The following is a 24,339-nucleotide window of genomic DNA, read 5'->3' on the forward strand; positions in this document are numbered from 1 at the left end:
AAAACCATGATGCACGGACCGATCGCAGCGGCTGCGGAACATCTTGGCCGCCAAGCGCAGGAGCGCGTCTTCCAAAGCCATGACGGGGCAGAAATCTTCTACCGGTTCTGGCCGGCGGCGTCCGCGGAGGCCAAGGGCGCGGTGGTGCTCTTCCATCGCGGCCACGAACATGGCGGCCGCATGGCCCATCTCGTCGACGAATTGCAGATGCCGGACCACGCTTTCTACGCCTGGGACGCGCGCGGCAATGGCCGTTCGTCCGGCGAACGCGGCTATGCTCCGTCCTTCTCGGCGCTGGTGCGCGACATCGACTGCTTCATGCGCGAGATCGCCGCCAGGGATGGCTTCGCCACGCAGGACATTGCGCTGATCGCGCAGTCCTTCGGCGCCGTGCTTGCCGCGGCCTGGGTGCACGACTACGCGCCGAAACTGCGCGCCATGGTGCTGGCCTCGCCGGCCTTTTCGGTCAAGCTCTACGTGCCCTTCGCCAAGGAGGGCATCGCGCTCTGGCAAAAGCTCAAGGGCCGCTTCTTCGTCAACTCCTACGTCAAGGCGAAATTCCTGACCCATGACCCCGTGCGCATCGCCTCTTTCGAGAGCGATCCGCTGATCACGCGGCCGATCGCCTCCAACATCCTGGTCGAGCTCTACCAGCACGCCGCCCGTATCGTTGCGGACGCCCGCGCCATCACCGTGCCGACGCAGCTTATGCTTTCGGGAAGCGACTGGGTGGTGCGCCACGGCCCGCAGCACGAATTCTTCGTCAATCTCGGCAGCCGGACCAAGGAACGCCATGTCTTGCCGGGTTTCTTCCACGACACGCTGGGCGAGCGCGACCGGGCGCAGGCCCTCGACCTGATCCGGCCGTTCCTGGCGAGGCAGTATACGACGCCGGACGCGTCCGTTGACCTCAAGCAGGCGGATATTGCCGGCTACACGCGCGACGAGGCAGACCGGCTTGCCTCGCCGCTCGACCTGTTATCGCCCAGGGGCCTCTATTGGGCCTTCAGCCGCGCTTCCATCCGCATGGGCGCCTGGGTCTCGTCGGGCATGAAGGCCGGCGTCGCCACCGGCTTCGATTCCGGCTCGACGCTGGACTATGTCTATGAAAACGAAGCGCGGGGGCTGACGCCGCTTGGCCGCTTTGTCGACCGCATCTTTCTGGAGGCCATCGGCTGGCGCGGCATCCGTCAGCGCAAGCTGCACCTGGAAGAACTGATCGGCGCGGCGCTGTCGACACTCAAGGCCGCCGGCCGGCCAGCCCACATTCTCGACATCGCCGCCGGCCACGGCCGCTATGTTCTCGATGCGATCGTCAAGAGCCCCGACCAGCCGGCCAGCGTGCGCCTGCAGGATTATTCCGACCTCAATGTCGAGCTTGGCCGCAAGCTGATCGCCGATCGGCAATTGCCGGCCAGCGTCTCGTTCCGGCGCGCCGACGCTTTCGATGCCGACATGCTCGCCGCGATCGATCCGGCGCCGGACCTCGCCATCGTCTCCGGCCTTTACGAACTGTTCTCCGACAATGCGATGATCGCCCGCTCACTCGGTGGACTGGCCCGCACCATGCAGCCGGGCAGCCTGCTCCTCTACACCAACCAGCCCTGGCATCCGCAGCTCGAGATGATCGCACGCAGCCTGACCTCGCATCGCGGCGGCCAGGCCTGGGTTATGCGCCGGCGCACGCAAGGCGAAATGGACCAGCTCGTCGAAGCCGCCGGTTTCGAAAAGCTCGACGAGCGCATCGACCAATGGGGCATCTTCACCGTCTCGGTCGCACGGCGCCTGTAGGATCAGCCGAGGCATGCCGACTGACCCTGAAGCTTCGCAATCCGCAGCCATCGTCGCCGCCGAACCCTATGGCCGGGTGGTCGTGAGGGCGGCGTTGTGGCTGGCGTTCCTGGCGCCGCTCTTCTACCTGACCTATGGCTTCGCCAACTGGCTGGCGTCGCGGCGCGACGATGTCGGCAGCATCGTGTTCTCCTGGGAACACAATATCCCGTTCGTCGCCTGGACCATCGTGCCCTACTGGTCGATCAACCTGTTCTACGGCCTGTCGCTGCTGCTCAACGACAGCCGGCAAGGGGTCGACCGCCTGGCCGGCCGCTTTCTCACCGCGCAGATCGTCGCCGTCTCTTGCTTCATCCTGTTCCCGCTGACCGCGACATTCGTGCGGCCGACAACGACCGGCCTGCCGGGCTTCATGTTTGCCGTGCTTGGCGGTTTCGACAAGCCGTTCAACCAGGCGCCCTCGCTGCATATCGCCCTGCTGGTGATCATCTGGGACCATTGGCGCCACCGGCTCGGTGGCCTTCTCCTGCCGATCTGGCATGGCTGGTGCTTCCTGATCGGCACCTCGGTGCTAACGACATGGCAACATCATTTCATCGACATCCCAACCGGCGCGCTGCTCGGTTTCTTTGCGCTGTGGCTGTTTCCCCGCGGCGGCGAATTGCCGTTTTCAGGCGGCCGGCTGACCGGCGATGCGAAAGCCCGCCGGCTGGCGCGGTTCTACGCACTGGGCGCCATCCTTGCGTTGGCCGGCGCTGCACTCGGCGCCTTCCTTTCCGCCGTCGCACTCATCCTGCTTTGGCCGGCCCTGGCGCTGGCCGTCGTCGCCTTTGCCTATGCCGGATCCGGCGCAAAAGTGTTCCAGAAATCCGCGGATGGCAGCGTCACGCTCGCCAGCCGCATCCTGCTCTTGCCTTACCGCCTCGGCGCCAGGACAAACATATGGGCATGGACGCGTGATCTTGCGCCGCAGGTCGCGGTGACCGACGGCGTCTTTCTCGGGCGCTTTCCCAGTGCAAGCGAGGCCAACGGCTTCGGCACGGTCATCGACCTCGCCGCCGAACTTGAAAGGCCGGCGGGAGCGACGTGCCGCTGGATCAGCTTTCCGATGGTCGACCTGTTGCCGCCGCCCGAAATGACGCAGCAACAGGCAGCCGGCACGCTGGAGAAAGCGCGCAGCGAAGGCACGGTGCTTGTCTGCTGCGCGCTCGGCTTCCAGCGCAGTGCCGGCGTTGTCGCCGAATGGCTGGTGGCGACCGGCAGGGCCAAGACGCCGGCCCTGGCCCGCGAGATGCTGACGGCGGCCGGCCGGCCGGTCCATCTTGCCGAGGCCGTGGAGCGGGCGACGTCATGACCGGCAATGCCTACCAGGAAAGCACCGATCGCTTCGCCCGCATGCTGATGCGGCAGGCCGCGTGGCCGGCCGCAGTTGTCGTGGCAGCGAACATCCTTGCGCCGCTGGCCGCTTCGGCGCGCGGCGCCTTCGAGACCCGGCATGCGGCCCTCGCCCTGTCGCTCGCCGCCGCGAGCGCGGTTGCCGTGCTGGCGCTATCGGCGCTGCTGGCGTTCGATGCGCTGCTGTTCCGGCTGATGGCCAGCCACGACGACGAGATTTCCGGCGGCGCCGCGGTGGATGAGTTCTTGGCGCGCATGCGCCTGAAGCCGCTGCCGCCCGCCACGCGTTCGCTCGACGAGCGCATGGCCGGTACGCGCCGGTTGCTCACCAGGCAACGCATAGCCCTTGGCCTGTTCGTGGCGATGCTTTTGGCGGCCGGATTCTGGGCGCCGCGATGAGCAAGCTTGCATTAAAGACTTTTACGCTGCTGCAGACGGTAACCTCCGTCGGACTCTCGGCGCTGGCCTGGGTGGTGACCGGGGTGCGCCCGATCTGGAACGGCAGCCAGCCCTCGGACCGGCAGCGCATCTATTTCGCCAACCACACCAGCCATGGCGACTTCATCCTTTTGTCGGCCTGCCTGAGTGAAAAAGAGCGCGCGATCACCCATGCCGTGGCGGCCGGCGAGTATTGGGGAAAGTCGCGGCTGCGACGCTTTATCGCCGAGGACATGCTGTCGTCTGTGCTCATCAACCGGCAGTGGACGAAGCCCGAGGAAAACCCGATCGAGATCATGCTGTCGGTTCTCGACCAGGGCCACTCGCTGATCCTGTTTCCCGAAGGCACCCGCAACATGACCGAGGAGCCGCTGCTGCCCTTCCGCTCCGGGCTCTACAATCTGTCGATGGCGCGGCCGGAGGTCGAGCTGATCCCGTGCTGGATCGAGAACATGTCGCGTGTGCTGCCCAAGGGCCAGTTCCTGCCGGTTCCGCTTTTGTGTCGCGTCGTCTTCGGCGCGCCGGTGACGGTGGCCCCGGGCGAAGAGCGCCGCGCCTTCCTCGACCGGGCCCACGCCACGCTTCTGGCGCTCAACCCGCGTCCCGAACGAGACGATTGATGCGCCACGACATCTCGATCCTGATCATCGGCCTGTTCGTGGTGCTGACGACTGCCAGCATCGTCGCCGCCATACTGTCGGCGCGGGCGCCGAAGCCGCTGAGTTCGACGCTGGTCAATCTCACCCAGCGCATCAATGCGTGGTGGGTAATGGTGGCGCTGATGACGGTCGCCTTCTTCTTCGGCCGCTACGGGCTGACCATCCTGTTCGCGCTGATTTCCTTCGCGTCGCTGCGCGAATTCGTGACGCTGACACACACGCGCCGCAGCGACCATTGGGTGCTGCTTGGCATGTTCGGCATCATCATCCCGTTTCAGTATTGGCTGGTGTGGACCGCCTGGTACGGCCTCTTCGTCATCTTCATTCCGGTCTATTGCTTCCTGTTGATGCCGGCCATCACCGCGCTGCATGGCGACACCGAACGCTTCCTCGAGCGGATCGCCGCGCAGCAATGGGCTGTGATGATCTCGGTCTATTGCGTCAGCCATGTCCCGGCGCTGCTCACGCTCGACGTGCCCGGCTTCGAAGGCCGCAACCTGCTGCTGATCGCCTTCCTGATCATCGTCGTGCAAGGCAGCGACGTGCTGCAATACATCTTCGGCAAGCTGTTTGGAAAACACCGTTTCTCGCCGACCGTGTCGCCGTCGAAAACCTGGGAAGGCCTGATCGGCGGACTGGTGTCGGCGAGTCTGCTCGGCGCGCTGTTGTCGTTCGTGACGCCATTCTCGCCGCTGCAGGCGGCTTTTGTCGCCTTCGTCATCTGTTCGATGGGTTTTCTGGGCGGGCTGGTCGCCTCGGCCATCAAACGCGACCAGGGCGTCAAGGACTGGGGCCATCTTATCGAAGGCCATGGCGGCATGATGGACCGCACCGACAGCCTGATCTTCGCCGCCCCGATCTTCTTCCACATCGTGCGCTATTTCTGGACAGTCTGAACGGGCAGCCTCCACCCCGCCGGTCAGAGCCGGTTTCGCACGACCAGCGTGACGACGAAGAAGGCGCCGAGCGAGCTGGTGATGATGCCGATCGGCAGTTCCTGCGGCGGCAGCAAGGTCCGCGCCAGAAGGTCGCTTGCCAGCAACAGCACCGCGCCGAACAGCGCGCAGCTGGCGATCAGGCGCAGATGCAAGGGACCGGCCAGCGGCCGAGACAGATGCGGGATCATCAGCCCGACAAAGCCGATGACGCCGGCTACCGAGACGAGAATTGCCGTCGAGAAGGCGGCGACGAGAAACGTCGTCCGGCGCATCCGCGCCACCGGCACACCAAGGCTTTCGGCGGCACTTTCACCGGCCAGGAAGGCGTCTAGCCGGCGGTGGTTCCAGAGCCCGTAGGCCGCGATCGTGCCGGCGCCCAAGGCGCCCAGCCAGACATTGTCCCAGCGCGCCAGACCGAGCCCGCCCATCGTCCAGAACAGCACCGAATGGGCGGCGCGCTGGTCTCCGGCAAAGACCAGATAGTTGGTCAAGGCGGTGAACAGGAAGGAGACGGCAAGGCCGGCGAGGATCAGCCGTTCCGGCCCCTGCCCCCTGACCCGCGCCACCAGCAGCAGGACGATGCAGGCGGCCAGTATGCCGCCGGTGAAGGCGGCGACCGGCAAGGTCCAGATGCCAAAACTGTCGCCGAAGACGGTGATGACGGAAACAGCGCCGGCGGCCGCCCCCGACGACAGGCCGAACAGGAAAGGATCGGCGAGATCGTTGCGGGTCACCGTCTGCAACAGCGCGCCGGTGATACCGAGGCCGCCGCCGACGCAGACCGCCAGGATGGTGCGCGGCAGCCGCAGGTCAACGACGATCTTGCCGACCGGACCCGACACCTGATGCCCGTTCAACCCGACGGCATGGCCAAGCGAGGCGATGACGTCGGTCAGCGGGATCAGCGTCGATCCATAGGCGATCGACATGAGCACGAGGGCGACGACCGCCACCGTGCCCGCCACCATCGCCAGCGCGAATGCCTTGTGCCCTGAAAGGGCACCGGGCCCGGGGGCAAGAAGCATCAGAACGCTTCCGGATGCATCGCCTTGGCGATCTTGGCGATCGCCTCGATGTTTGCCGGTCCGGGCGTCAATTCGGCATAGCGAAGCGCCACGAAGCGCTCGTTCTTGACCGCGTCCGTCTCTTTCATTGCCGGATGAGCCTTCAAGAAATCGAGCAGTTTCTTGTAGCCGCCACCATCCTGGTAGTCGAGCAGGATGAGGAATTGCGGGTTGCGCGACGCCACGGTTTCCCAGTCTGTGTTGCCCCAGCTGGTATCCATGTCGGCCATGATGTTGTTGCCGCCGGCCGCCGTGATCATGGCGCTCGGAATGGCGAATTTTCCGGCGGTGAACGGCTTGTCCTCGCCGGAATCATAGAGGAACACACGCGTCCCCTTGGCGCTGCCGACCTTGGTGGTGATGTCAGCCAGTTGCGCCTTCCAGCCGGAGACGAGCTTTTCGGCGTCCGCCTCCTTGCCGAAGATTTTGCCGAGCTTTTCGACGTCGCCATACAGAAGATCCATCGAGGCAGCGGGGCGGTTCTTGTCGAGATGGACGCAGCTCTCGGTCAGCACCAGCGTCTTGATGCCGTGCGGGGCGAGCGTGTCGGGCGTCACGTCGCCGCCCGGCTTCATGCCATAGTACCAGCCGGCGAAGAAGAAATCGGGCTCGACCGCGACCAGGTTTTCGAGCGTCGGATATTTGGGCGCCAGTTCCGGGATGGCACCCTGCTCGGCCTTGAATTCGGGGCCGACCTTGTACCATCCGGTGATGCCGGTCAGGCCGACGATCGATGGCTGCAGCTTCAGTGCGAAGGCCATCTCGGCCATGTTGAGATCATGGATGACGGCGCGCTTGGGCGGCGCGTCGAAGATCAGCGGTTTGCCGCAACTGTCGACGGTGACCGGGAAGGCGAAGGCTGTCGAGGCCAGCAGCGAGAAGACGAGCGACAGTGCGAGACGTTTCACGGATTTTGCTCCTGGGTTGAACAGTGTGGGATGGGGGATGGGTTCGATCAGGATGGCGGCGCGGCGCGGTTCGGAACGTCGAAGACCGTGAGTTCGCGGTCTTCGGTGGGATGGCGCAGGCGAAACACGTCGACGCCGAAAATCTCGCGGATCAGTTTTTGGGTCAGCGCTTCACGGGAGGCGGCCAGCGCGTGCAGCCGCGCTTCGTGCATCACCGCGACCCTTGTGGCGAAGGGCGCCACCAGAGCCAGATCATGCAGCGCCGCGATCACGGTCATGCCGAAGCCGGCCACGAGCTCGAGCAGTTCCGCGCGGGCACGCGGATCGAGATGGTTGGTCGGCTCGTCCAGGAACAGCACTTTCGGTTGCTGCGCGATGGCGCGCGCCAGCTGGGCGCGCTGGCGTTCGCCGCCCGACAGCGAGCCGATGCTGCGGCCAAGCAGCGGCAACAGCCCGGTCCGGCGCAGCGCGTCGACGACGATGTCGCGTTCCTCGCTCCTGCGCCTCAGGCCGGCATGCGGGACGCGGCCAAGCTCGACATAGTCGATCACCGCCAGACGCGGATCCGGCTGGTCGGTCTGGCCGACGACGGCGATGTGCAAGGCGCGTTCGGCGGTCGAGATCCTGTCGAGGCGGCGCCCACCGAGCTTCACCTCGCCCGCATTTGGCCTGAGCATGCCAGAGAGCATGCGCAGCAGCGTGGTCTTGCCGGCACCATTGGGGCCGATGATGGCGAGACGATCGCCAGAGGCCACCGACAGGCTGACCGCATGGACCAGATCGCGGCCGTTCGCCATCGCGCAGAGGTCGCGGGCTTCGAGAAGCGGCATTGTCATCGGCTGTCGCCCGCAATCTTGGCCGGTCCGGGAATGCGGGCCAGAGTCTTGCCGGCCAGTCGCGGCGGACGTTGTCCGGAATTGCACCAGCCGTCGGCGAGCGATGCGTAAAGCCTGGCAAATCGCACGAGATCGCCGGCCTTGGCCTCGGCGTCGATGGAGCCGAAAAGATAGGAAGCCTTGCCCGGCGCCTGGAAGGCCACCGTCAGCGGCCGCGCACAGCCCGCCATGCATTCGACGCCTTCGATCGTGAAGCCATGCGCCACATCAGGCTCATGGTGAGCCGCAAGCCGGGAGCGCAGATCGGCGCAAAGGCTTTCGCCCGACCTGACCCCGGTTGGGATATCACGGCAAAGCGTGCACACGATGATGCGATGATCGATGGCGCCGTCCAACTTCCGTCACTTTCCAAAACTGGCGACGGAAGGATGTTGGCGAGCCGGCCGGCAAGACCGACGTCCACGTTTCCTCCCGGCACACCCCGTCCGGTCAACTCAGTGATGGCAGGTCTCCTGGCTCGCGGGTCGTTGCGCAATCCTGCCTTCCCAGCCTTGCCGGCCAGTGGCATGTCGGATCTTGCTCACCGCTTACAGTTGCGGGGGCAGCCACGGTCTCGACCTTTGCGGGTCTCACCGTGTTCCCTTTTCACCCCTTGCCTTTCGGCGCGGGGACCATCAGCCGAGCATCGTAGATTTGCCCCCGGCGCATCGCAACGATTCTTTTCGACCAAGCCTGTCACCATCGCGGCACCAGCAGCCTTGGCCTCATCAGAGAAGACACATGTGATATTTCCATTCGTAATGTCATAACATAACGTTAGAATGATATCCTCTGTCGCTGTCAATCCCCTTGTCGTGAGAGCCATGTCGGCTTGTCGGCAAGGTTGCGACCGCGCAAGGCGGAGTTCAGTCAAACCACCCCGGCTGGAGGCAACCGAAAATATCCGAAATTGACCATCGAAGCGCTTGCGCAAGCGCTTCGATTAGATTAATTCAATCTCCGTGACGAATTTGGCGACGGAAAAACCACGCCACCAACTTCGCCTTCGGAGGGTCAGCAACAGTCACTGTCGACACGCGTCGCGCTCGCGCTTCGCGGCGGCTTGCTGCTGCCTGTCATTGTCAGATCGAACCGGGAGGAAAACGATGAACATCAAACAGAATGCACTGTCCCGCCGCACTTTCATGAAGGCTTCCGCGGCACTCGGCGCGACCGCAGTGGCGGCGGCGTCAGGGGTCAAGGTGGCGCGGGCCGCGCCCGCCGAAATCAGGTATTTCTACCGGGCGCCATGGCCGTCCTCGGAGGTCTACGCCAATTGGCTGATCGACGAATGGAACAAGAAGAATGGCGACCGGGTCCATGTCACCGGAGCCAGCGTCGACGGCGAGACCTACAAGACCAAGCAGACGATCGAGCTGTCATCGAGCAATCCGCCTGATCTTTTCTATTCCTGGGAAGGCGGCCGCGGCAAGGAGATCGTCGACAACGGTTTCTCCGCCGATCTGACGCCCTATTACGAGAAGTATGGCTGGGACAAGAAGCTGAACCCGGCCGGCGTGGCGCTGTCAGTCTACAATGGCAAGAAGCATTTCGTGCCGACGGAGATGAGCGCGTCGGTGGTCTGGTACCGCAAGGACATCTACGAACAGCTCGGCCTCAAGGTTCCGACCACATGGGATGAGCTGATGGCCAATGCACAGAAGGGCAAGGAAGCCGGCCTTGCCGCCTTCATGCTGGCCAACCAAAAGAAGTGGCCCTCACAATTCATGTGGTCCGCGATCCTGGTCAACAAGCACGGGCTGGACGTCTATGACGGGCTGATCAACGGCACGATACCGTGGACCGACCCGCGCGCCGTCGACGTGACCGCCATGATGCAGAAGCTGGCCCAGGACGGCATGTTCGAGCCGTCGTTCAACTCGATCGATCTCGGGCCTGCCATGGTGCCGTGGACTCAGGGCAAGGGCCTGCATTGGTATCAGGGCTCGTTCAATCTCGGCCGCTTCCGTGGCGACCAGCCGCAATGCTGCGTCGTGCCGATGGACTTCTTCCCGATGCCGGCTTTCCCGGGCAAGAAGCCGATCATGTCGGTCTTCGCCGAGGACACCATCATGATCCATGCGAACAGCCCTAACAAGGATGCGGCGGCGGAGTTCCTCGACTGGATGGTCTCCGACGCAGCTATGAGCAAGAAGCTCGAGCTCGACAAGCCTTTCCCGTCGAACGTCAATTCCGACCTGTCGCGGCTGAGCGAAATGGAGCAGCGCCTTGGCAAGGCGATGGCCGAGTCCGGCTCCTTCACCTTCATGCATGTCGACCATGCCACACCGCCGGCGATTTCCGACAAGTTCCTCGACGGCGTCCAGGGTGTTCTGGCCGGCGCCATGTCACCTGAAGACGCGATGAAGCTGACCGAGGACGAGGCCGCGCGCGTCAAGAAGTCGTAACGCGAACGGACCGGGAGAGGTGCAAGGCGCCTCTCCCGGCCCGTCACGACGTGCTTCATTGCAGAGGCAGTCATCCTCTCCCGAACCGGGATGGTGGCGACGCCGCATCGCGGGCGCTGCCAAAACCATTTCCTGAATCAATCGAAAGGCGCGACACCATGGCCAGCAGCGCAAGGCGCTTCGATGACGGCACCTTCGTCGGCTACGCCCGCCAGCATGTGTTCGTGACCGTGTTCGGCGTGGCCGTGCCGCTGCTGGTGTTCGCCTGCTTCATCGGCTACCCGATCCTCTACACGATCTACCTCAGTTTCTTCGAATGGAACGGCATGGCGCCGCAGAAGAAATTCGTCGGCTTCGCCAACTACGCCTACCTGTTCCAGGACAAGTATTTCTACATAGCGCTGATCAACAACGCCAAGTGGCTGGTCGTTTCGCTGGTTTTCCCGGTCTCGCTCGGGTTCCTGATCGCCTATGTGATGAAGGCGCGCCTGGTGTTTGCGCCGTCGCTGCTGCGCACGATCGTCTTCTTTCCGGTGACCATGTCGCTGATCGCGGTCGGCCTGATGTTCCTTTTGATCCTCAATCCGGTGTTCGGCGCCTTCGACACATTGCTGCGGTCTGTCGGCCTCGGCTTCCTGGTGCATGAATGGTTCGGCGACTACCGCATCGCGCTCTACACACTGGCGGTCATTTCCGGTTGGGCCTTCACCGGCATGCCGATGATCTTCTACTTCGCCGGGCTCGGTGACGTTCCGAAAGAAACATTCGACGCCGCCCGCACCGAGGGCGCCGGGCATTGGCGCATGATCCGCAGCGTCGCCCTGCCCCAGTTGCGCCCCGTCACCGCGATCATCGTCATGCTCACGCTGTTCGAATCGCTGCGCGCCTTCGACCTGATCGCCATGCTGACCAAGGGCGCGCCTTTCGGCATGACCAACGTGCTTGGCTATCTCGTCTACATGGAAAGCTTCTGGAATTCCCGCTTCGGCTACGGCGCGGCGCTCAGCGTCGTCATCCTGGTGATTGCCGGATCGCTGGCTGCCTTGCTGCTCGGCAAGGTGCTGAAAGGTGCTTTCGATGTCTGATATGGCCATCAACCCCGCCGGCCGCGGCCGTCTCCTTGCGGTTCTGCCCAAACTCGCCGCGACCGCCCTCATGCTGGTCCTGGCGGCCGTATGGCTTGGACCGCTGCTTTTGATCGTGATGACGTCGATCAAGTCGAACGCCGAGTTCCTGGCAGGGCCTTTCGCCTTGCCCAAGTCGCCGACGATCCAACCCTATATCGATGTCTGGTTCGGTCTCGGCTTCGGCACGCTTTTGAGAAACAGCCTGATCTATGCGACCGCAGGCTCAGCGCTCGCGGTGACACTGGCGCTGGTTCCCGCATTCGCGCTCAGCCGCATGAATGTTCCCGGGCGCAAGTGGATCTTCGGCCTTTTGCTGACCGGCCTGATGCTGCCGCAGCAGACGGTGCTGATCCCGCTCTACGACACGCTGCGCACATTCCACCTGCTGGACACCAAGATCGGCCTGATCATCGTGCACGGCGTCTATGGAATGCCGTTGCAGGTGCTGATCCTGCGTGGCTTCATGACGACAATTCCGCCGGAAATCGAGAAGGCCGCCTATGTCGAGGGCGCGACCGATTTCCAGGTCTTCTGGAAGGTGATCCTGCCGCTGTCGGTTCCCGGCATTCTGGTCGGCTACACGCTGAACTTCATCGCCATCTGGAAGGAATTCGTGTTCGGGCTGGTGTTCCTCAACAGCGAAGACAATTTTCCGGTGACCGTCGGCATGCTGAAACTGAACAGCGACCGCTACCTCGCCGTCTTCAATCTGCCGGCCGCGGGTCTCGTCATCTCGCAATTGCCGATCGTCATCCTGTTTATCCTCACCTACCGGCAGATCTCGGGCGGTAATCTCTCGGGCGCTGTGAAGGGCTGATGTCCCTGGTCTTTTCGCAACAAGGAATTTGCAATGGCTGAAGTGTCCCTGAAGGACGTCGAGAAGCGCTATGCGATGGTGCCGGTGCTGTCCGGGCTGAACCTGGACATACAAGATGGCGAATTCACCGTGCTGGTGGGACCGTCAGGCTGCGGCAAGACGACGACGTTGAACATGATCGCCGGGCTGGAATCGATCACCGGCGGCACTTTGCGCATTGGTGCGCGCGACGTTACCACGCTGCCGCCGAAGGACCGCGACATCGCCATGGTGTTCCAGTCCTATGCGCTGTTTCCGCACATGACGGTCCGCGACAACATCGCCTTCGGCATGAAGATCCGGAAAACCCCGAAAGCCGATATGGATGCGCAGATACGGCAAGTTGCGCAGCGGCTGCGTATCGATGACCTGCTCGACAGACTGCCCAAGGCGCTGTCCGGCGGCCAGCGGCAACGCGTCGCGCTTGGACGCGCGCTGGTTCGCCGCCCCGGCGTGTTCCTGATGGACGAACCTCTGTCCAACCTCGACGCCAAGATGCGCATCGAGGCGCGCAGTTTCCTGACCAAGATGCATCAGGAGATCGGCACCACGACCGTCTATGTCACGCATGATCAGGCCGAGGCCATGACCATGGGCAGCAAGATCGTCGTCATGAATGGCGGCAAGATCCAGCAGGCGGCGGCGCCGCTCGAAGTCTACAATCGGCCAGCCAACCAGTTCGTCGCCGGCTTCATCGGATCGCCCGCCATGAACTTCCTGAGCCTGCTGTACGATGGCAATTCCCTGTTGGACAAGGCCGGCGCAGTGCGGATCGCGGCGCCGCAGAACCGGCGTGCGGCACTTGCCGGCCACAAGGGAAAGAAGGTCACGCTCGGCGTGCGGCCGGAGCATTTCAGCATCCTGCCGCCAGGCGCCGTCCCCGAGCCCGATTCCATCGCCTTCGATGTCGATGTGATCCAGCATCTGGGGCATGAAGTTCTTCTCGACCTCAGTGCGGGCGATCACCGGTGCATCGCACGGCTGCCGCCCAGCGACCGTTCCAAGGTTGGGGAAAATCGGCTGTTTTCCATCGACATGGACCATGTCCACTATTTCGACGGCGACAGCGGCACAAACCTCATTGATTATAGCCGGCAACAATGAATAGTCGGAGCGCGGACCGGCATCCGCACAAGGTTCATGGACAGGCAAAAGCCGGATTGAGGTGACGGGATGGCGAAGGCGGCTGCAACGATCAGCGACGTTGCGCGCCGCGCCCGGGTGTCCACGTCCACCGTGTCCCATGTCATCAACGGCACGCGTCTCGTCAGCCCCGAGAAAACCGCCCTGGTCAACGAGGCAATCGCCGCGACCGGCTACCAGCCGAACGCGCTGGCAAGATCGCTGGCGCGCAAGGTCAGCAACTATGTCGGCATCGCCATTTCGGCGATCACCAATCCCTATTTCAGCGACATCATCTGCGCCATCGAGAACGAGTGCGCGCGCCTCGGCTTGCTGGTCTTCCTTGCCGACACGCGCGACGAGCCCGGTCATGAACTCGCCGTGGTGCAGGCGCTGCAGGAGCGAAGGGTCGACGGCATCATTCTGGCCCCCTGTGGCGACCCTGAAAACGCGACCGTCCGCTATCTGGAAAGGAGCGGCATTCCGACCGTGCTCGTCGACCGGTTCGCCGAGTCGGCCTTCGACCATGTCGGCGTCGAAAACAAGCAGGCCGTCGCCAATCTGGTTTCGCACATTGCGGGACTTGGCCACAGGCGAATCGGCATGCTCGGCGCCCAGGCGGGATTCAGCACCACCAGGGAGCGCATCGAAGGCTATCGACTGGGGCTCAAACGCAACGGCATCGGTTTCGACGCGGATCTCGTGCAGCCTTCGAACATGAATTTCGAAGCCACTCAAAACGCGGTGGCAGCCTTGCTCAAACTGGCAAATCCGCCAACCGCCATCATCACCGGCAACAATTTGACAACCATCGGCGCCGTGGCGGCCATCCGCAAAGCGGGCCTGAGAATACCGCAAGACATATCGCTTGCCGGCTTCGACGATTTCGAGTGGGCGGACTATTTCGAACCCCGGCTGACCCTGATCGCGCAGCCCTGCAACGAGATCGGCCACAGGGCCGCGCAGATGCTTGTCGAGCGGATCAACGGATTGACCGCCGCGCCACGTTCGGTGCGACTGAAATCGACGCTCGTCGTCAGAGATTCCTGCGCCGCCCCGGCCGCTTCCTGACCTGCGGCTTCGGCGAGCGCTGCCGATCATCGCCGCGTTGATTGCACGGCAAGCGCAATTTCGATCAAACGGCCGCGCGCGGAGAGGGCAAGATAGCCCAGCCAAATGCGAGAAGCCATGAACCCGACCGAGAAAGCGCTGTGGTTTGTCGAGAGCCATCTGCCGGAGGCGATCTCACTCGAAGATGTCGCGGCAAGCAGCGGCGTGTCGCGCTTCCATGTGACACGCGCCTTCGGTGCCGCCACCGGCCGCTCGGTCATGGGCTACATGCGCGCACGACGGCTGACCGAGGCGGCGCGCAAGCTGGCCGGCGGGGCGCCCGACATCCTCTCGGTGGCGCTCGATGCCGGCTACAACTCGCATGAGGCTTTCACCCGTGCCTTCCGCGACCAGTTCGGCACGACGCCGGAGCTGGTGCGCGCGCAAGGCTCGACCAACACCCTCGACCTCGTGGAGCCGATCCTGATGGACCAGTCCTTTCTCACCAACCTCGAACCACCACGCTTCGAGACAAGCCGCCCGTTCCTGATCGCTGGCCTTGGCGAACGCTACAGCTGCGAAACCAGCGCTGCCATTCCGATGCAGTGGCAGCGCTTCGGCCCTTATATCGGCAACATCCCGGGCGAGACCGGCGACGTTGCCTATGGCGTCTGCGTGAATGGCGACGACGCCGGCAATTTCGATTACATCGCCGGTGTCGAGGTCTCGGACTTTTCCGACCTTCCCAGGGAATTCAGCCGCGTGCGCATACCGGCGCAGAAATATGCGGTGTTCGCGCACCGCGAACACATCTCGACCATCCGCCGCACCGTTAACACGATCTGGAACAAATGGCTGCCGGCCTCAGGGCACGAAATAGCGGACGCGCCCGAATTCGAACGCTATGGCCCGGAGTTCGATCCGCGCAGCGGCAATGGCGGGCTGGAGATCTGGATACCGGTCAAGTCATAGGTATCGGGCAACCGTCCCTTGGCATGGGCCAAGGGACGGTCCGCCGCTCCGCCTATTCCACGGTGCAGGCGACCTCATAAAGGCCGGGCTGGGCCTGACCCAAGGCCTGGTTACGATCGAGAAAACCGCTGCCGCGCAGATGCTCGAAGACCCGCTGCATGGCCGCCTGGTCCTGCGCCTGGGCGTAATTGACGACACGCGTGCCATCGAGACTTCGGTGCAGGCTGGCGGACATCCAGCCGGGGACGCCGCGGCAGCTCATCGCCGCCTCGCGCAGCAGGTCGATCAGCGCCTGCTGTCCGCCTTCTGGTACGGTGAAGACATTGATCTGGGTGATGACGCTGGTCTCGGCGCGAATGATGGGCATTCTTCTTCTCCTCGTTGGCGCCTGGCAAACGAAGGAACGCCGATCAGCGAAGACTCCGAACGCCAAGCCTGGCGTAAAAGCACGCCGTGGGCTTGCCGTGGGTTCCCATCTTGGATGGGAACGGAGCTTCCAGCCGGTGGAAGGGAGCGGGCTTACCGTTTGCCGCTCCAGGGTCCTTTTCGACCCGCGTTTCATAGCATCGGCGCAAGCCGCCAACAACCGCGCATCACGGAAACGGATGGCGGAGAAGCTTCGCTAAAGGTCGAGATCCCAGGTCTGGCCAACCAGGTCCTTGCCGAAGGAATGGTGAGGCTCTTCCTCGATCAGTTTGAAGCCGGCCACCTGGTAGATGTGCCGGGCGGCGGTCAGGATGTCGTTGGTCCACAAGGTCAGCGTCTTGTAGCCTTTCGCACGGGCAAAGCCGATGCACTCCTCGACCAGCCGCTTGCCGATGCCGAGGCCGCGCGCCGAAGGCTCGACATAGAGCAGGCGCAGCTTGGCCACCTCCGGCGATTTGCGCACGACGAAGACCGAGCCGACCACCTCGCCATCGCGCTCGGCGATCCAGCTGCGCTCCCATTTCGGATCGAAGGATTTCACGAAGGCCGCGAGGATTTCGGCGACCAGCGCCTCATAGGTTTCGTCCCAGCCATAGTCCTGTGCGTAGAGCATGCCTTGCCGGCGGGTGATCCAGCCGATGTCGCCGACCTGCAGCGGCCGCAACAGATAAGGGATTTTCGGTTCGGCGCTTTCGCCGAGCAGTGCCTGGACCGTGCGCATGGACTTCACCAGCCGGTCCTGCTCGGACGCCGGCAGCCGATCGAGCAAGGCCGCGACCTGGTCGTGCGAATCCTTGTTCAGCGGTGCGAAGGCATTCCTGCCCGCCGGCGTCAGCGCGATCGACGATTGCCTGGCGTCCGATACCAGCGTCGACCTGGAGATGAGCTGAAGCCGCTCGAACTTCTTCAACAGACGGCTGACATAGCCGGCATCGAGACCGAGGTCGCGTCCAAGGTCGGTCGCGGTCAGACCGTCGCGGTGCGCCAGCTCGTAAAGTACACGCGCTTCGGTCAGCGAGAAGGCGCTTTTCAAGAGCCCTTCGTCGAGCAGTCCGATCTGGCGGGTGTAGAAGCGGTTGAAGGCCCGCACAGCATCGATCAGTTGCTTGTTGGGTGCATCATTGTTGGGCTGATGGTGAATCGTCATGAGCATCTCCTGTCCACACAGGATCAACCATTTACTTGACAGAGTCAATTATCTGGATTTGCCCGGCTCGATCACATCATCGGCAAAACCGGCCAGCGATCGACGATCTTGCCGCCGGAAAGCACCGCGATCGGGCCGAACTGCTGCAGCACGGCCTCGCTCTGCGTCGGCCGCAGGAAAGCGTAGTCGCCAGGCCTTGCGGCACTATCGGCGGGCAGACCCATGAACTGCTGGTTCGAGGACAAGCCGAGCAGGCCATTCGTCTTCATGCCTTCGGGAAAGACAGGCTCGGCCATCCATTTGCCGCCATAGAGGTAGCAGCCCTTGCGGGGAAACCGGCCGAGCGCCTGCAGCAGACGCGAAGCGGCCGGCGAACCCGGCAGCATCGGCTCGACCACTTTCAGGATCGGCGTCGCGATGAAGGCCGCCGGCAAGAAATCGTCGAGGCTAGGCGTGTCGAAATCGCTGGGCAGCACGAAGGCCGACCCCATCGACACTTCATTGGCAATGCCGCCGTGATGCAGCAGCGCGGTCTTGCTACCGCCAATGTTGAGAATGCCTCGGTGATCCGCACCAAGGCATGCGACGAAAGCGGCGGCCCGTTCCGAGGCCTGTGCCAACGCCTTGGCCGGGCCACCGAACAGGCCAGGAATGTGCGGTGCATGCGCTTCATAGGCCATGACGCCTTCGCAACGCAGCCGTTTATGAGCCGGCAGCGCGCGCAACGCTTTCGACAGGGCCCCGGGGCTGGCGAAGCCGCCGCGATGCAGCCCGACGTCGATCTCGAAGGCGATACGCAGGTCGACACCGAGTTCGGCGGCGAGAGCGCCATATTCGGCCAGTCTTTCGTCGCTGTCGATCAGCCAGCAGACACGCGACCAGTCGGCGTCATCCTTCACCAGCGCCGCCCTTGCCGCGCCGACCGGCATTGGTTTGCCGTAAAGCAGATTCGCGTCCGGAAACGCTTTCAGCACCGCCGCGCTGATCGGCGGGTGGAAAGTCATGAAGCGATCGGTTCCGAGCGCTTTCCCGATATGCGACAGCAGCGGCAGGCAAGCGAGCGACTTGTCGACCAGCCGCACCGCAAGACCGGGGTCAAGCCTACCTTTCACCAGCGCGATGTTGCCGTCCAGCCGATCAAGGTCGAGCAGCAGGCAAGGCTGGAAGACGCTGGCTTGCCTCAGTGCCTCCGATAGGGCGGAAAAATAGGTCCTCATGCTTCGATGCCGAACAGCCCGGCCATATAGGGCGAGATGAAGCGGTTCTGCGGATCGATGTCGCGGCGCACCGCCATGGCGTCATCCCAGCGCGGATAGAGCTTCTTGAAGTCCGCCGCCTTCAGGCTGTGCATCTTGCCCCAATGCGGCCTGCCGCCATATCTGCGGAAGATCGGCTCGGCCGCCTGCATGAAGGGCAACGGATCGCTGGCCGCATCATGGTGGATGGCGATCGAGCAGGTCGGCCTGTTGTAGAAGGGCGAGAGCCAGAACTGATCGGCCGCGACGCTGCGCACCTCCATCGGGAAATAGACTTCGGGAAAGCGCTTCTCGGTCAGCTCTATGATCTCGGCCAGCGCCTTCGGCCCTTCCTCGAAGGGAAGGTGATATTCCATCTCGTTGAATTTGGTTTGCCTGTCGCTGGCATAGACGTTGAGCCAGTCCTGCACATAATCCTCGGACGGCACTTTCGCGACGGCGCCCAGGATCAGCCGGCGGCGCAGCGACGGCAGCCAGGCAAGCCCGGTGCGCAACCGGCGCAGCGTGCGCAAGGAGCCTTCGTCATCGTCGGTCGGGCGCGTGGTGGTCGCCTCGGTGCTGAAATCGCTGGCGATGAACTGCGCATAGCCGGAAAACGGAATGTAGTAGAATTCGGCAGAGCGGTGCGCGGTCATCATCTTCTCGAAGTCGCGCAGCATGTCGGCGATCGGCAGCACCCATTTGCGACGGCGCAGCCGGTAGGTCGCAATGTTGTTCAGCGTCACTTCGCTCAACACGCCGAAGGCACCGAGCGCGACGCCGATGGCGTGGATCGTGTCCTGATCCCCTGCCCTGTTGAACTCGCGAACCTTGCCAAGCCCGTCGACGATCTGCACCGTTTCCAGTTGCGTGTGATAGGCGCCGAGTGTCGGTCCCGAGCCATGGGTGGCGGTGCCCAATGCGCCGCCGATCGCCTGGCGGTCGATATCGCCCATATTGGGCAGGCCCTGGCCGATGCCTTGCAGGATGTGCATCAGCGAACCAAGCCGCGTCCCTGCCCGCACGCGCGCCTGATGCTTTTCAGCGTCATGCGAAATCAGCCCCTCCAACCTCTCCAGGGATAGGATGGTGCCTTGCGATTTCACCAGCGGCGTGAAGGAGTGACCGGCACCGACGACGCGAATTGGACCTGGTGCCGTTCGCACGAGGTCGCCGAGCTCGCCGGCATCGGCGGGGCTGGCGATCAGCCTCGGCTTTGCGGTGACATAGCCGGACCAGTTGCTCCAGATGTTCGACATGGCGCTCACGCGACGACCCGGCGATGCCGCGCCACGAGGACAAAAAAGCCGAGCAGCGCTACGCTGGCGACAGCGCTGGCGGCGGCAAATTCCGGAACCGGGCGAAAATCCTTGCCGTCGATGAGCAGCGACGCCGCAACCGGCCCGATCGCCAGGCCGAAGAGCTGGGCGGCCGGCACCAGCAGCACGGCGGTGCGGGTGTCATCGGCCGTGATCGCCAGCCGTATCTGGTAGGGTACGATGAACAGGAGGATAAAACCCATGACCAGGGCGGCGACCCAGAATGTCGAGAGGCCAGGTCCGCTGGCAAGGATGAGCGAGGCGACAAGCGCGACAGTGCCAATGGCTGCGATGGCAAGGCGATAGTCGATGCGTGCCTCGAACACGGTCGCCGTCATCGCACCCAGGACCTGCACTGCAAGGCTGGCCGAGACGATCAGCCCGACGGTGCGGCCGTCGATGCCGAACTGCGCGCCAAGCGGCTCCAGAAACGCCCAGACCGAACCGAAGAACATGAAGTAGCAGAAGACGCACAACAGCGCGGTGATAGAAGGAACCGTCAGCACATTGGCCAGGTTCTCATCCTTGGGCAGGTCGGCGTAATCGGCGGGGACGATGAAGGCGATCACGAGCGACAGGACGCAGACGACCGCGAGAATGAGAAAGCCGCCGGCCGACCCGGCCGCTGGAATGACATAGAGCGCCAGCAGCAAGGCAAGCGCGCATTGCGCCAGCGTCTGCATGGTGACGAAATAGCCGCCGATGCGTTCGGCACGCCGCGAACGGGCGATCAGTTCGGTGGCGACCGCGACCAAGCCGCCTTCGGCGAGACCGGCCAAAGCGCGTGCCGCCATCAGCGTATTGACGCCGGCGGCATAGGCCGTCCAGACATTCGCCAGTGCCAGCAAGAGCAGCAGGACCGCACTTTTCCAGCGCATGTTGCGGGCCGACAGCAGCATCGCCACAACAGCCGAACCGATCGCAATGGCGATCATCTCGGCGGTGGCGACCAGTGCCAGCTCATCGCCGCTGACATGGCCCTCGGTGTAGAGCGCGCCGAGCAGGACGGGCTGCAGCCCGAGAATGAGCAGGCCGACCGAGCCGATCCACAGGGCCGAGGCAAGCTGCCCGCCGGTCGGATTGCCGACCAGCCAGTCGCCGTCGCCCAGATGACCGGTGCTTGTCGAAGTCAAAGGCGCCTCCCAACGTCCTTGCCGTACGGCAAAAAAGCTGACAACCTGTCAGCATTTCAGAAACTGATACTTGATCATATTTTTTGTCAACCAGAATTTGGCAATTCGTGCGAAAGATCAGTGCATGATGGAAGCAAGGCGAACAGCGACGGAGCCGAGGCGCAAACCCAAGCAGGAGCGCAGCCGCGAGCGCATCGACGCCATCCTGTCGACGACCATGCGGCTGATCGGCGAGAAGGGCATTGACGCCGTCACCATGAAGGAGGTCGGCATGCTGGCGGGCGGGCCGATCGCCACAGTCTATCATTACTTCCCCAACAAGTCGGCGATCCTTGCGATGCTCTACGAGCGGTTCTCGGAGGTCAGCCGCGCGCGATTGACTGCGATCATCGCCGACGTCCGCGAAGCCAAGGACGTTATCGCTGCGGCCGACCGGCTGCTTGACGACTACCTCAGCCGTGTTGCCGGCGATCCGGCCATCCAGGACCTGCAGAACGCCATCCAGGCCGACAAGGCGCTCAAGAATCTCGACATCGCCGAAACCCGCCATCAGGCCAAGATGTTCTGCGATCATGTCACCGCCTTGATCGAACCGGGCAAGCACGAGCAGTTCGAACGCATGGTTCTGTTGATATTCCAGCTCGCCGGTGGCGTGGTGCGCCTGGCGCTCGCGGAGGGCGAAGCGGAAAGCCGCCGGACCATCGAGGATTACCGGTCGATCATCCACACACAGTTGCGGCTGTTTCTCTAAGCCCCAATCCGTGGAAAAAATTACCGCCTTTCGAGGCTGCCGCGCGCCTTGACTCTCGCAGGTCGGCGGCCTATTTCAGCGCCACGTTAGCACTCGCCCCTGGTGAGTGCTAACTATGTGTCCGGCTTCGCCGGACGGAGGAACTGTTTCTCACCGTTCTCATTCGAGGAAGAAAAAATGGCAAAGTCGAAGTTCCGCCCGCTTCATGACCGCGTGGTCGTTCGCCGGGTCGAATCCGAATCCAAGACCGCCGGCGGGATCATCATCCCGGATACGGCGAAGGAAAAGCCGCAGGAAGGCGAGATCATCGCCGTCGGCTCCGGCGCCCGTGACGAAAGCGGCAAGCTGGTCCCCCTGGACGTCAAGGCTGGCGACCGCATCCTGTTCGGCAAGTGGTCGGGCACCGAAGTCAAGCTCAATGGCGAAGACCTTCTGATCATGAAGGAATCCGACATTATGGGCATCATCGGCTGATCATCGGCCTCACCGTCAACTGAATTCCGGGCTTACCCCAAGCCCCTGCCAGGAGCTTAAAAATGGCTGCTAAAGACGTAAAATTCTCCCGTGATGCCCGCGAGCGCATGCTGCGCGGCGTCAACATCCTCGCCGACGCGGTGAAGGTGACCCTCGGCCCCAAGGGCCGCAACGTCGTCATCGACAAGTCGTTCGGCGCCCCGCGCATCACCAAGGACGGCGTCACCGTCGCCAAGGAAATCGAGCTTGAGGACAAGTTCGAGAACATGGGCGCGCAGATGGTCCGCGAAGTTGCTTCGAAGACCAACGACATCGCCGGCGACGGCACCACGACCGCGACCGTTCTGGCGCAGTCGATCGTCCAGGAAGGCCACAAGGCGGTTGCCGCCGGCATGAACCCGATGGACCTGAAGCGCGGCATCGACCTCGCCGTCAGCGAAGTCGTCACGGCGCTCGGCAAGGCTGCCAAGAAGATCAAGACCTCCGAGGAAGTTGCCCAGGTCGGCACGATCTCGGCCAATGGCGACGAGTCGGTCGGCAAGATGATCGCGGAAGCGATGCAGAAGGTCGGCAACGAGGGCGTCATCACGGTTGAGGAAGCCAAGACCGCCGAGACCGAACTCGAAGTCGTCGAAGGCATGCAGTTCGACCGCGGCTACCTCTCGCCCTACTTCGTCACCAACGCCGACAAGATGGTTGCCGATCTCGAGGACGCCTACATCCTGCTCCACGAGAAGAAGCTCTCCAACCTGCAGGCCATGCTGCCGGTTCTTGAGGCTGTCGTGCAGACCTCCAAGCCGCTGCTCATCATCTCGGAAGACGTCGAAGGCGAGGCCCTGGCCACGCTGGTCGTCAATAAGCTGCGTGGTGGCCTGAAGATCGCCGCCGTCAAGGCTCCGGGCTTCGGTGATCGCCGCAAGGCGATGCTGGAAGACATCGCCATCCTCACCGGTGGCCAGGTCATCTCGGAAGACCTCGGCATCAAGCTCGAGAACGTCGGCCTCAACATGCTCGGCCGCGCCAAGAAGGTGTCGATCTCCAAGGAGAACACCACCATCGTCGACGGCGCCGGCAAGAAGGCCGAGATCCAGGGCCGCGTTGCCCAGATCAAGCAGCAGATCGAAGAGACCACTTCGGACTACGACAAGGAGAAGCTGCAGGAACGTCTGGCGAAGCTCGCCGGCGGCGTTGCGGTGATCCGCGTCGGCGGTGCGACGGAAGTCGAAGTCAAGGAAAAGAAGGACCGCGTCGATGACGCCCTCAACGCGACCCGCGCGGCCGTGGAAGAAGGCATCGTTGCTGGCGGTGGCGTGGCCCTGCTGCGCGCTTCGGCCAACATCAAGGCCACCGGCGCCAATGCCGACCAGGCCGCAGGCATCAACATCGTGCGTCGTGCGCTGCAGGCTCCGGCCCGCCAGATCGCCTCGAACGCCGGTGCGGAAGCTTCGATCGTTGCCGGCAAGATCCTTGAGAACAAGGGCGCGACCTTCGGTTACAACGCCCAGACCGGCGAATATGGCGACATGATCGCCATGGGTATCGTCGACCCGGTCAAGGTTGTCCGTACGGCTCTCCAGGACGCGGCTTCGGTCGCCGGCCTGCTCGTCACCACCGAAGCCATGATCGCGGAGGCTCCGAAGAAGGAGTCGGCTGGCGGCGGCATGCCCGGCGGCATGGGCGGCGGCGGCATGGGCGGCATGGGCGGCATGGATTTCTAATCCAGCCAACCTGGCTTATGCGTACGAAAGGGCGGCAGCGATGCCGCCCTTTTTGCTTCTGTGGTCATGTCGCCTCAGACAACCTCGGCGAGTTCGATCAGATTGCCGAACGGGTCGGCGAAGAAGGCCAGCTTGCGGCTGATGTCGTCGAGCTTGAACGGCTCGGTGACGATGGTGACGCCGCGCTTGCGCAGTTCGGCGACCGTCGCTTCGATGTCGGCCACGTTGATGCAGAAATGATGATAGCCGGAGTAGCGCAGGCTATCGGCGAGATCCTTGCAGGCCGGCGCATCGATCGGCAGCGGATCACCGCCGCCGAGCAATTCGATCATGAAATGATCGTCATTGGCCGGCGCCAGCTAGGCGAGCTGCTCGTCGGCGAATGGCCATTCGTGAACGACACGGAAATCGAGCTTGTCGACATACCAGTTCTTGGCGATCTCGTAGTTGGGGACGCGCAGCGCCACGTGATGACCGCGCCCTACACATTCGCGACCGTACTGCCGGCCTTCCTCACATCGCTGGCGAATGGC

General features: G+C 63.4%; 23 protein-coding genes, 1 pseudogene and 1 riboswitch. Of the genes and pseudogenes, 14 read left to right on the forward strand and 10 right to left on the reverse strand.

From position 1 onward, the window contains the following. Nucleotides 1-6 precede the first annotated feature (6 nt). From JN279_RS26515 to JN279_RS26535, 5 genes are read left to right on the forward strand one after another with little or no spacing between them, the layout of a single operon-like run. Nucleotides 7-1,791, forward strand: coding sequence for a bifunctional alpha/beta hydrolase/class I SAM-dependent methyltransferase (locus tag JN279_RS26515; protein ID WP_446720365.1), 1,785 nt, complete (start codon nucleotides 7-9; stop codon nucleotides 1,789-1,791). 13 nt (nucleotides 1,792-1,804) lie between these two features. Further along, the gene (locus JN279_RS26520; RefSeq protein WP_096456733.1) at nucleotides 1,805-3,145 is read left to right on the forward strand and encodes a phosphatase PAP2/dual specificity phosphatase family protein; all 1,341 of its coding nucleotides are present in this window, start codon (nucleotides 1,805-1,807) and stop codon (nucleotides 3,143-3,145) included. Beyond that, nucleotides 3,142-3,585, forward strand: coding sequence for a hypothetical protein (locus JN279_RS26525; protein WP_096456731.1), 444 nt, complete (start codon nucleotides 3,142-3,144; stop codon nucleotides 3,583-3,585). The genes JN279_RS26520 and JN279_RS26525 overlap by 4 nt, the downstream gene beginning before the upstream one ends. After that, nucleotides 3,582-4,244: a lysophospholipid acyltransferase family protein gene (locus tag JN279_RS26530; RefSeq protein ID WP_096456729.1), complete on the forward strand. Its 663-nt coding sequence runs from the start codon at nucleotides 3,582-3,584 to the stop codon at nucleotides 4,242-4,244. Before JN279_RS26525 ends, JN279_RS26530 begins: the two co-directional genes overlap by 4 nt. After that, complete coding sequence (locus JN279_RS26535; RefSeq protein WP_096456727.1) at nucleotides 4,244-5,179, forward strand: phosphatidate cytidylyltransferase; 936 nt, start codon at nucleotides 4,244-4,246, stop codon at nucleotides 5,177-5,179. The genes JN279_RS26530 and JN279_RS26535 overlap by 1 nt, the downstream gene beginning before the upstream one ends. Before the next feature lie 23 nt (nucleotides 5,180-5,202). Here the strand turns inward: JN279_RS26535 and JN279_RS26540 are convergent, their stop codons facing one another. The 4 genes from JN279_RS26540 to JN279_RS26555 are packed head-to-tail and all read right to left on the reverse strand — an operon-like array spanning nucleotide 5,203 to nucleotide 8,424. Next, nucleotides 5,203-6,246 (reverse strand): FecCD family ABC transporter permease, encoded by a 1,044-nt coding sequence (locus JN279_RS26540; RefSeq protein WP_202350673.1) that lies wholly within the window; start codon nucleotides 6,244-6,246, stop codon nucleotides 5,203-5,205. After that, on the reverse strand, nucleotides 6,246-7,193 hold the full coding sequence (locus JN279_RS26545) for an ABC transporter substrate-binding protein (protein ID WP_096456725.1): 948 nt from the start codon (nucleotides 7,191-7,193) through the stop codon (nucleotides 6,246-6,248). The genes JN279_RS26540 and JN279_RS26545 overlap by 1 nt, the downstream gene beginning before the upstream one ends. A gap of 47 nt (nucleotides 7,194-7,240) precedes the next feature. Beyond that, the gene (locus JN279_RS26550) at nucleotides 7,241-8,029 is read right to left on the reverse strand and encodes an ABC transporter ATP-binding protein (protein ID WP_202350674.1); all 789 of its coding nucleotides are present in this window, start codon (nucleotides 8,027-8,029) and stop codon (nucleotides 7,241-7,243) included. After that, entirely contained in the window at nucleotides 8,026-8,424 is a 399-nt protein-coding gene (locus JN279_RS26555) for a DUF1636 family protein (protein WP_096456721.1), read from the reverse strand. The genes JN279_RS26550 and JN279_RS26555 overlap by 4 nt, the downstream gene beginning before the upstream one ends. A gap of 90 nt (nucleotides 8,425-8,514) precedes the next feature. Continuing rightward, a riboswitch (cobalamin riboswitch) is annotated at nucleotides 8,515-8,721 on the reverse strand. Nucleotides 8,722-9,174: 453 nt separating this feature from the next. Here JN279_RS26555 and JN279_RS26560 point away from each other — a divergent pair. The 6 genes from JN279_RS26560 to JN279_RS26585 all read left to right on the forward strand — a co-directional run bounded on the left by JN279_RS26560 (nucleotide 9,175) and on the right by JN279_RS26585 (nucleotide 15,603). Further along, a complete protein-coding gene (locus JN279_RS26560) occupies nucleotides 9,175-10,476 on the forward strand; it encodes an ABC transporter substrate-binding protein (RefSeq protein WP_096456719.1) in 1,302 nt (433 codons plus the stop codon). 158 nt (nucleotides 10,477-10,634) lie between these two features. Then, complete coding sequence (locus JN279_RS26565; protein ID WP_096456717.1) at nucleotides 10,635-11,561, forward strand: carbohydrate ABC transporter permease; 927 nt, start codon at nucleotides 10,635-10,637, stop codon at nucleotides 11,559-11,561. Continuing rightward, nucleotides 11,554-12,420, forward strand: a complete 867-nt coding sequence (locus JN279_RS26570; RefSeq protein WP_096456715.1) for a carbohydrate ABC transporter permease — start codon at nucleotides 11,554-11,556, stop codon at nucleotides 12,418-12,420. Before JN279_RS26565 ends, JN279_RS26570 begins: the two co-directional genes overlap by 8 nt. A 33-nt stretch (nucleotides 12,421-12,453) precedes the next feature. Then, a complete protein-coding gene (locus tag JN279_RS26575) occupies nucleotides 12,454-13,563 on the forward strand; it encodes an ABC transporter ATP-binding protein (protein ID WP_096456713.1) in 1,110 nt (369 codons plus the stop codon). Nucleotides 13,564-13,632: 69 nt separating this feature from the next. Next, the gene (locus JN279_RS26580) at nucleotides 13,633-14,652 is read left to right on the forward strand and encodes a LacI family DNA-binding transcriptional regulator (protein ID WP_096456711.1); all 1,020 of its coding nucleotides are present in this window, start codon (nucleotides 13,633-13,635) and stop codon (nucleotides 14,650-14,652) included. A gap of 117 nt (nucleotides 14,653-14,769) precedes the next feature. Further along, nucleotides 14,770-15,603 carry an AraC family transcriptional regulator gene (locus JN279_RS26585; protein WP_202350675.1) on the forward strand — a complete coding sequence of 278 codons (834 nt, stop codon included), beginning with the start codon at nucleotides 14,770-14,772 and terminating at the stop codon, nucleotides 15,601-15,603. A gap of 52 nt (nucleotides 15,604-15,655) precedes the next feature. Here JN279_RS26585 and JN279_RS26590 read toward each other — a convergent pair whose 3' ends face one another. From JN279_RS26590 to JN279_RS26610, 5 genes are all read right to left on the reverse strand, one after another. Further along, complete coding sequence (locus JN279_RS26590; RefSeq protein WP_096456707.1) at nucleotides 15,656-15,970, reverse strand: antibiotic biosynthesis monooxygenase; 315 nt, start codon at nucleotides 15,968-15,970, stop codon at nucleotides 15,656-15,658. Between the two features lie 255 nt (nucleotides 15,971-16,225). Further along, complete coding sequence (locus tag JN279_RS26595; protein ID WP_202350676.1) at nucleotides 16,226-17,176, reverse strand: bifunctional helix-turn-helix transcriptional regulator/GNAT family N-acetyltransferase; 951 nt, start codon at nucleotides 17,174-17,176, stop codon at nucleotides 16,226-16,228. Between the two features lie 71 nt (nucleotides 17,177-17,247). Then, nucleotides 17,248-18,393, reverse strand: a complete 1,146-nt coding sequence (locus JN279_RS26600) for a DSD1 family PLP-dependent enzyme (RefSeq protein WP_096456704.1) — start codon at nucleotides 18,391-18,393, stop codon at nucleotides 17,248-17,250. Further along, on the reverse strand, nucleotides 18,390-19,670 hold the full coding sequence (locus tag JN279_RS26605; RefSeq protein WP_096456702.1) for a D-arabinono-1,4-lactone oxidase: 1,281 nt from the start codon (nucleotides 19,668-19,670) through the stop codon (nucleotides 18,390-18,392). Before JN279_RS26605 ends, JN279_RS26600 begins: the two co-directional genes overlap by 4 nt. Before the next feature lie 5 nt (nucleotides 19,671-19,675). Beyond that, the gene (locus JN279_RS26610) at nucleotides 19,676-20,863 is read right to left on the reverse strand and encodes an MFS transporter (RefSeq protein WP_096456700.1); all 1,188 of its coding nucleotides are present in this window, start codon (nucleotides 20,861-20,863) and stop codon (nucleotides 19,676-19,678) included. Between the two features lie 124 nt (nucleotides 20,864-20,987). Here JN279_RS26610 and JN279_RS26615 point away from each other — a divergent pair, with 124 nt between their 5' ends. From JN279_RS26615 to groL, 3 genes are all read left to right on the forward strand, one after another. Further along, nucleotides 20,988-21,614, forward strand: a complete 627-nt coding sequence (locus JN279_RS26615; RefSeq protein ID WP_096456698.1) for a TetR family transcriptional regulator — start codon at nucleotides 20,988-20,990, stop codon at nucleotides 21,612-21,614. Between the two features lie 177 nt (nucleotides 21,615-21,791). After that, complete coding sequence (gene groES / locus JN279_RS26620) at nucleotides 21,792-22,088, forward strand: co-chaperone GroES (RefSeq protein ID WP_010915433.1); 297 nt, start codon at nucleotides 21,792-21,794, stop codon at nucleotides 22,086-22,088. Nucleotides 22,089-22,150: 62 nt separating this feature from the next. Continuing rightward, a complete protein-coding gene (gene groL / locus JN279_RS26625) occupies nucleotides 22,151-23,806 on the forward strand; it encodes a chaperonin GroEL (RefSeq protein WP_096456696.1) in 1,656 nt (551 codons plus the stop codon). A gap of 74 nt (nucleotides 23,807-23,880) precedes the next feature. Here groL and JN279_RS38350 read toward each other — a convergent pair. Then, a pseudogene (locus JN279_RS38350) lies at nucleotides 23,881-24,273 on the reverse strand (VOC family protein). Nucleotides 24,274-24,339: the final 66 nt, after the last annotated feature.

The sequence above is a fragment of the Mesorhizobium sp. 113-1-2 genome (genome assembly GCF_016756475.1).
GTDB lineage: Bacteria > Pseudomonadota > Alphaproteobacteria > Rhizobiales > Rhizobiaceae > Mesorhizobium > Mesorhizobium loti_C.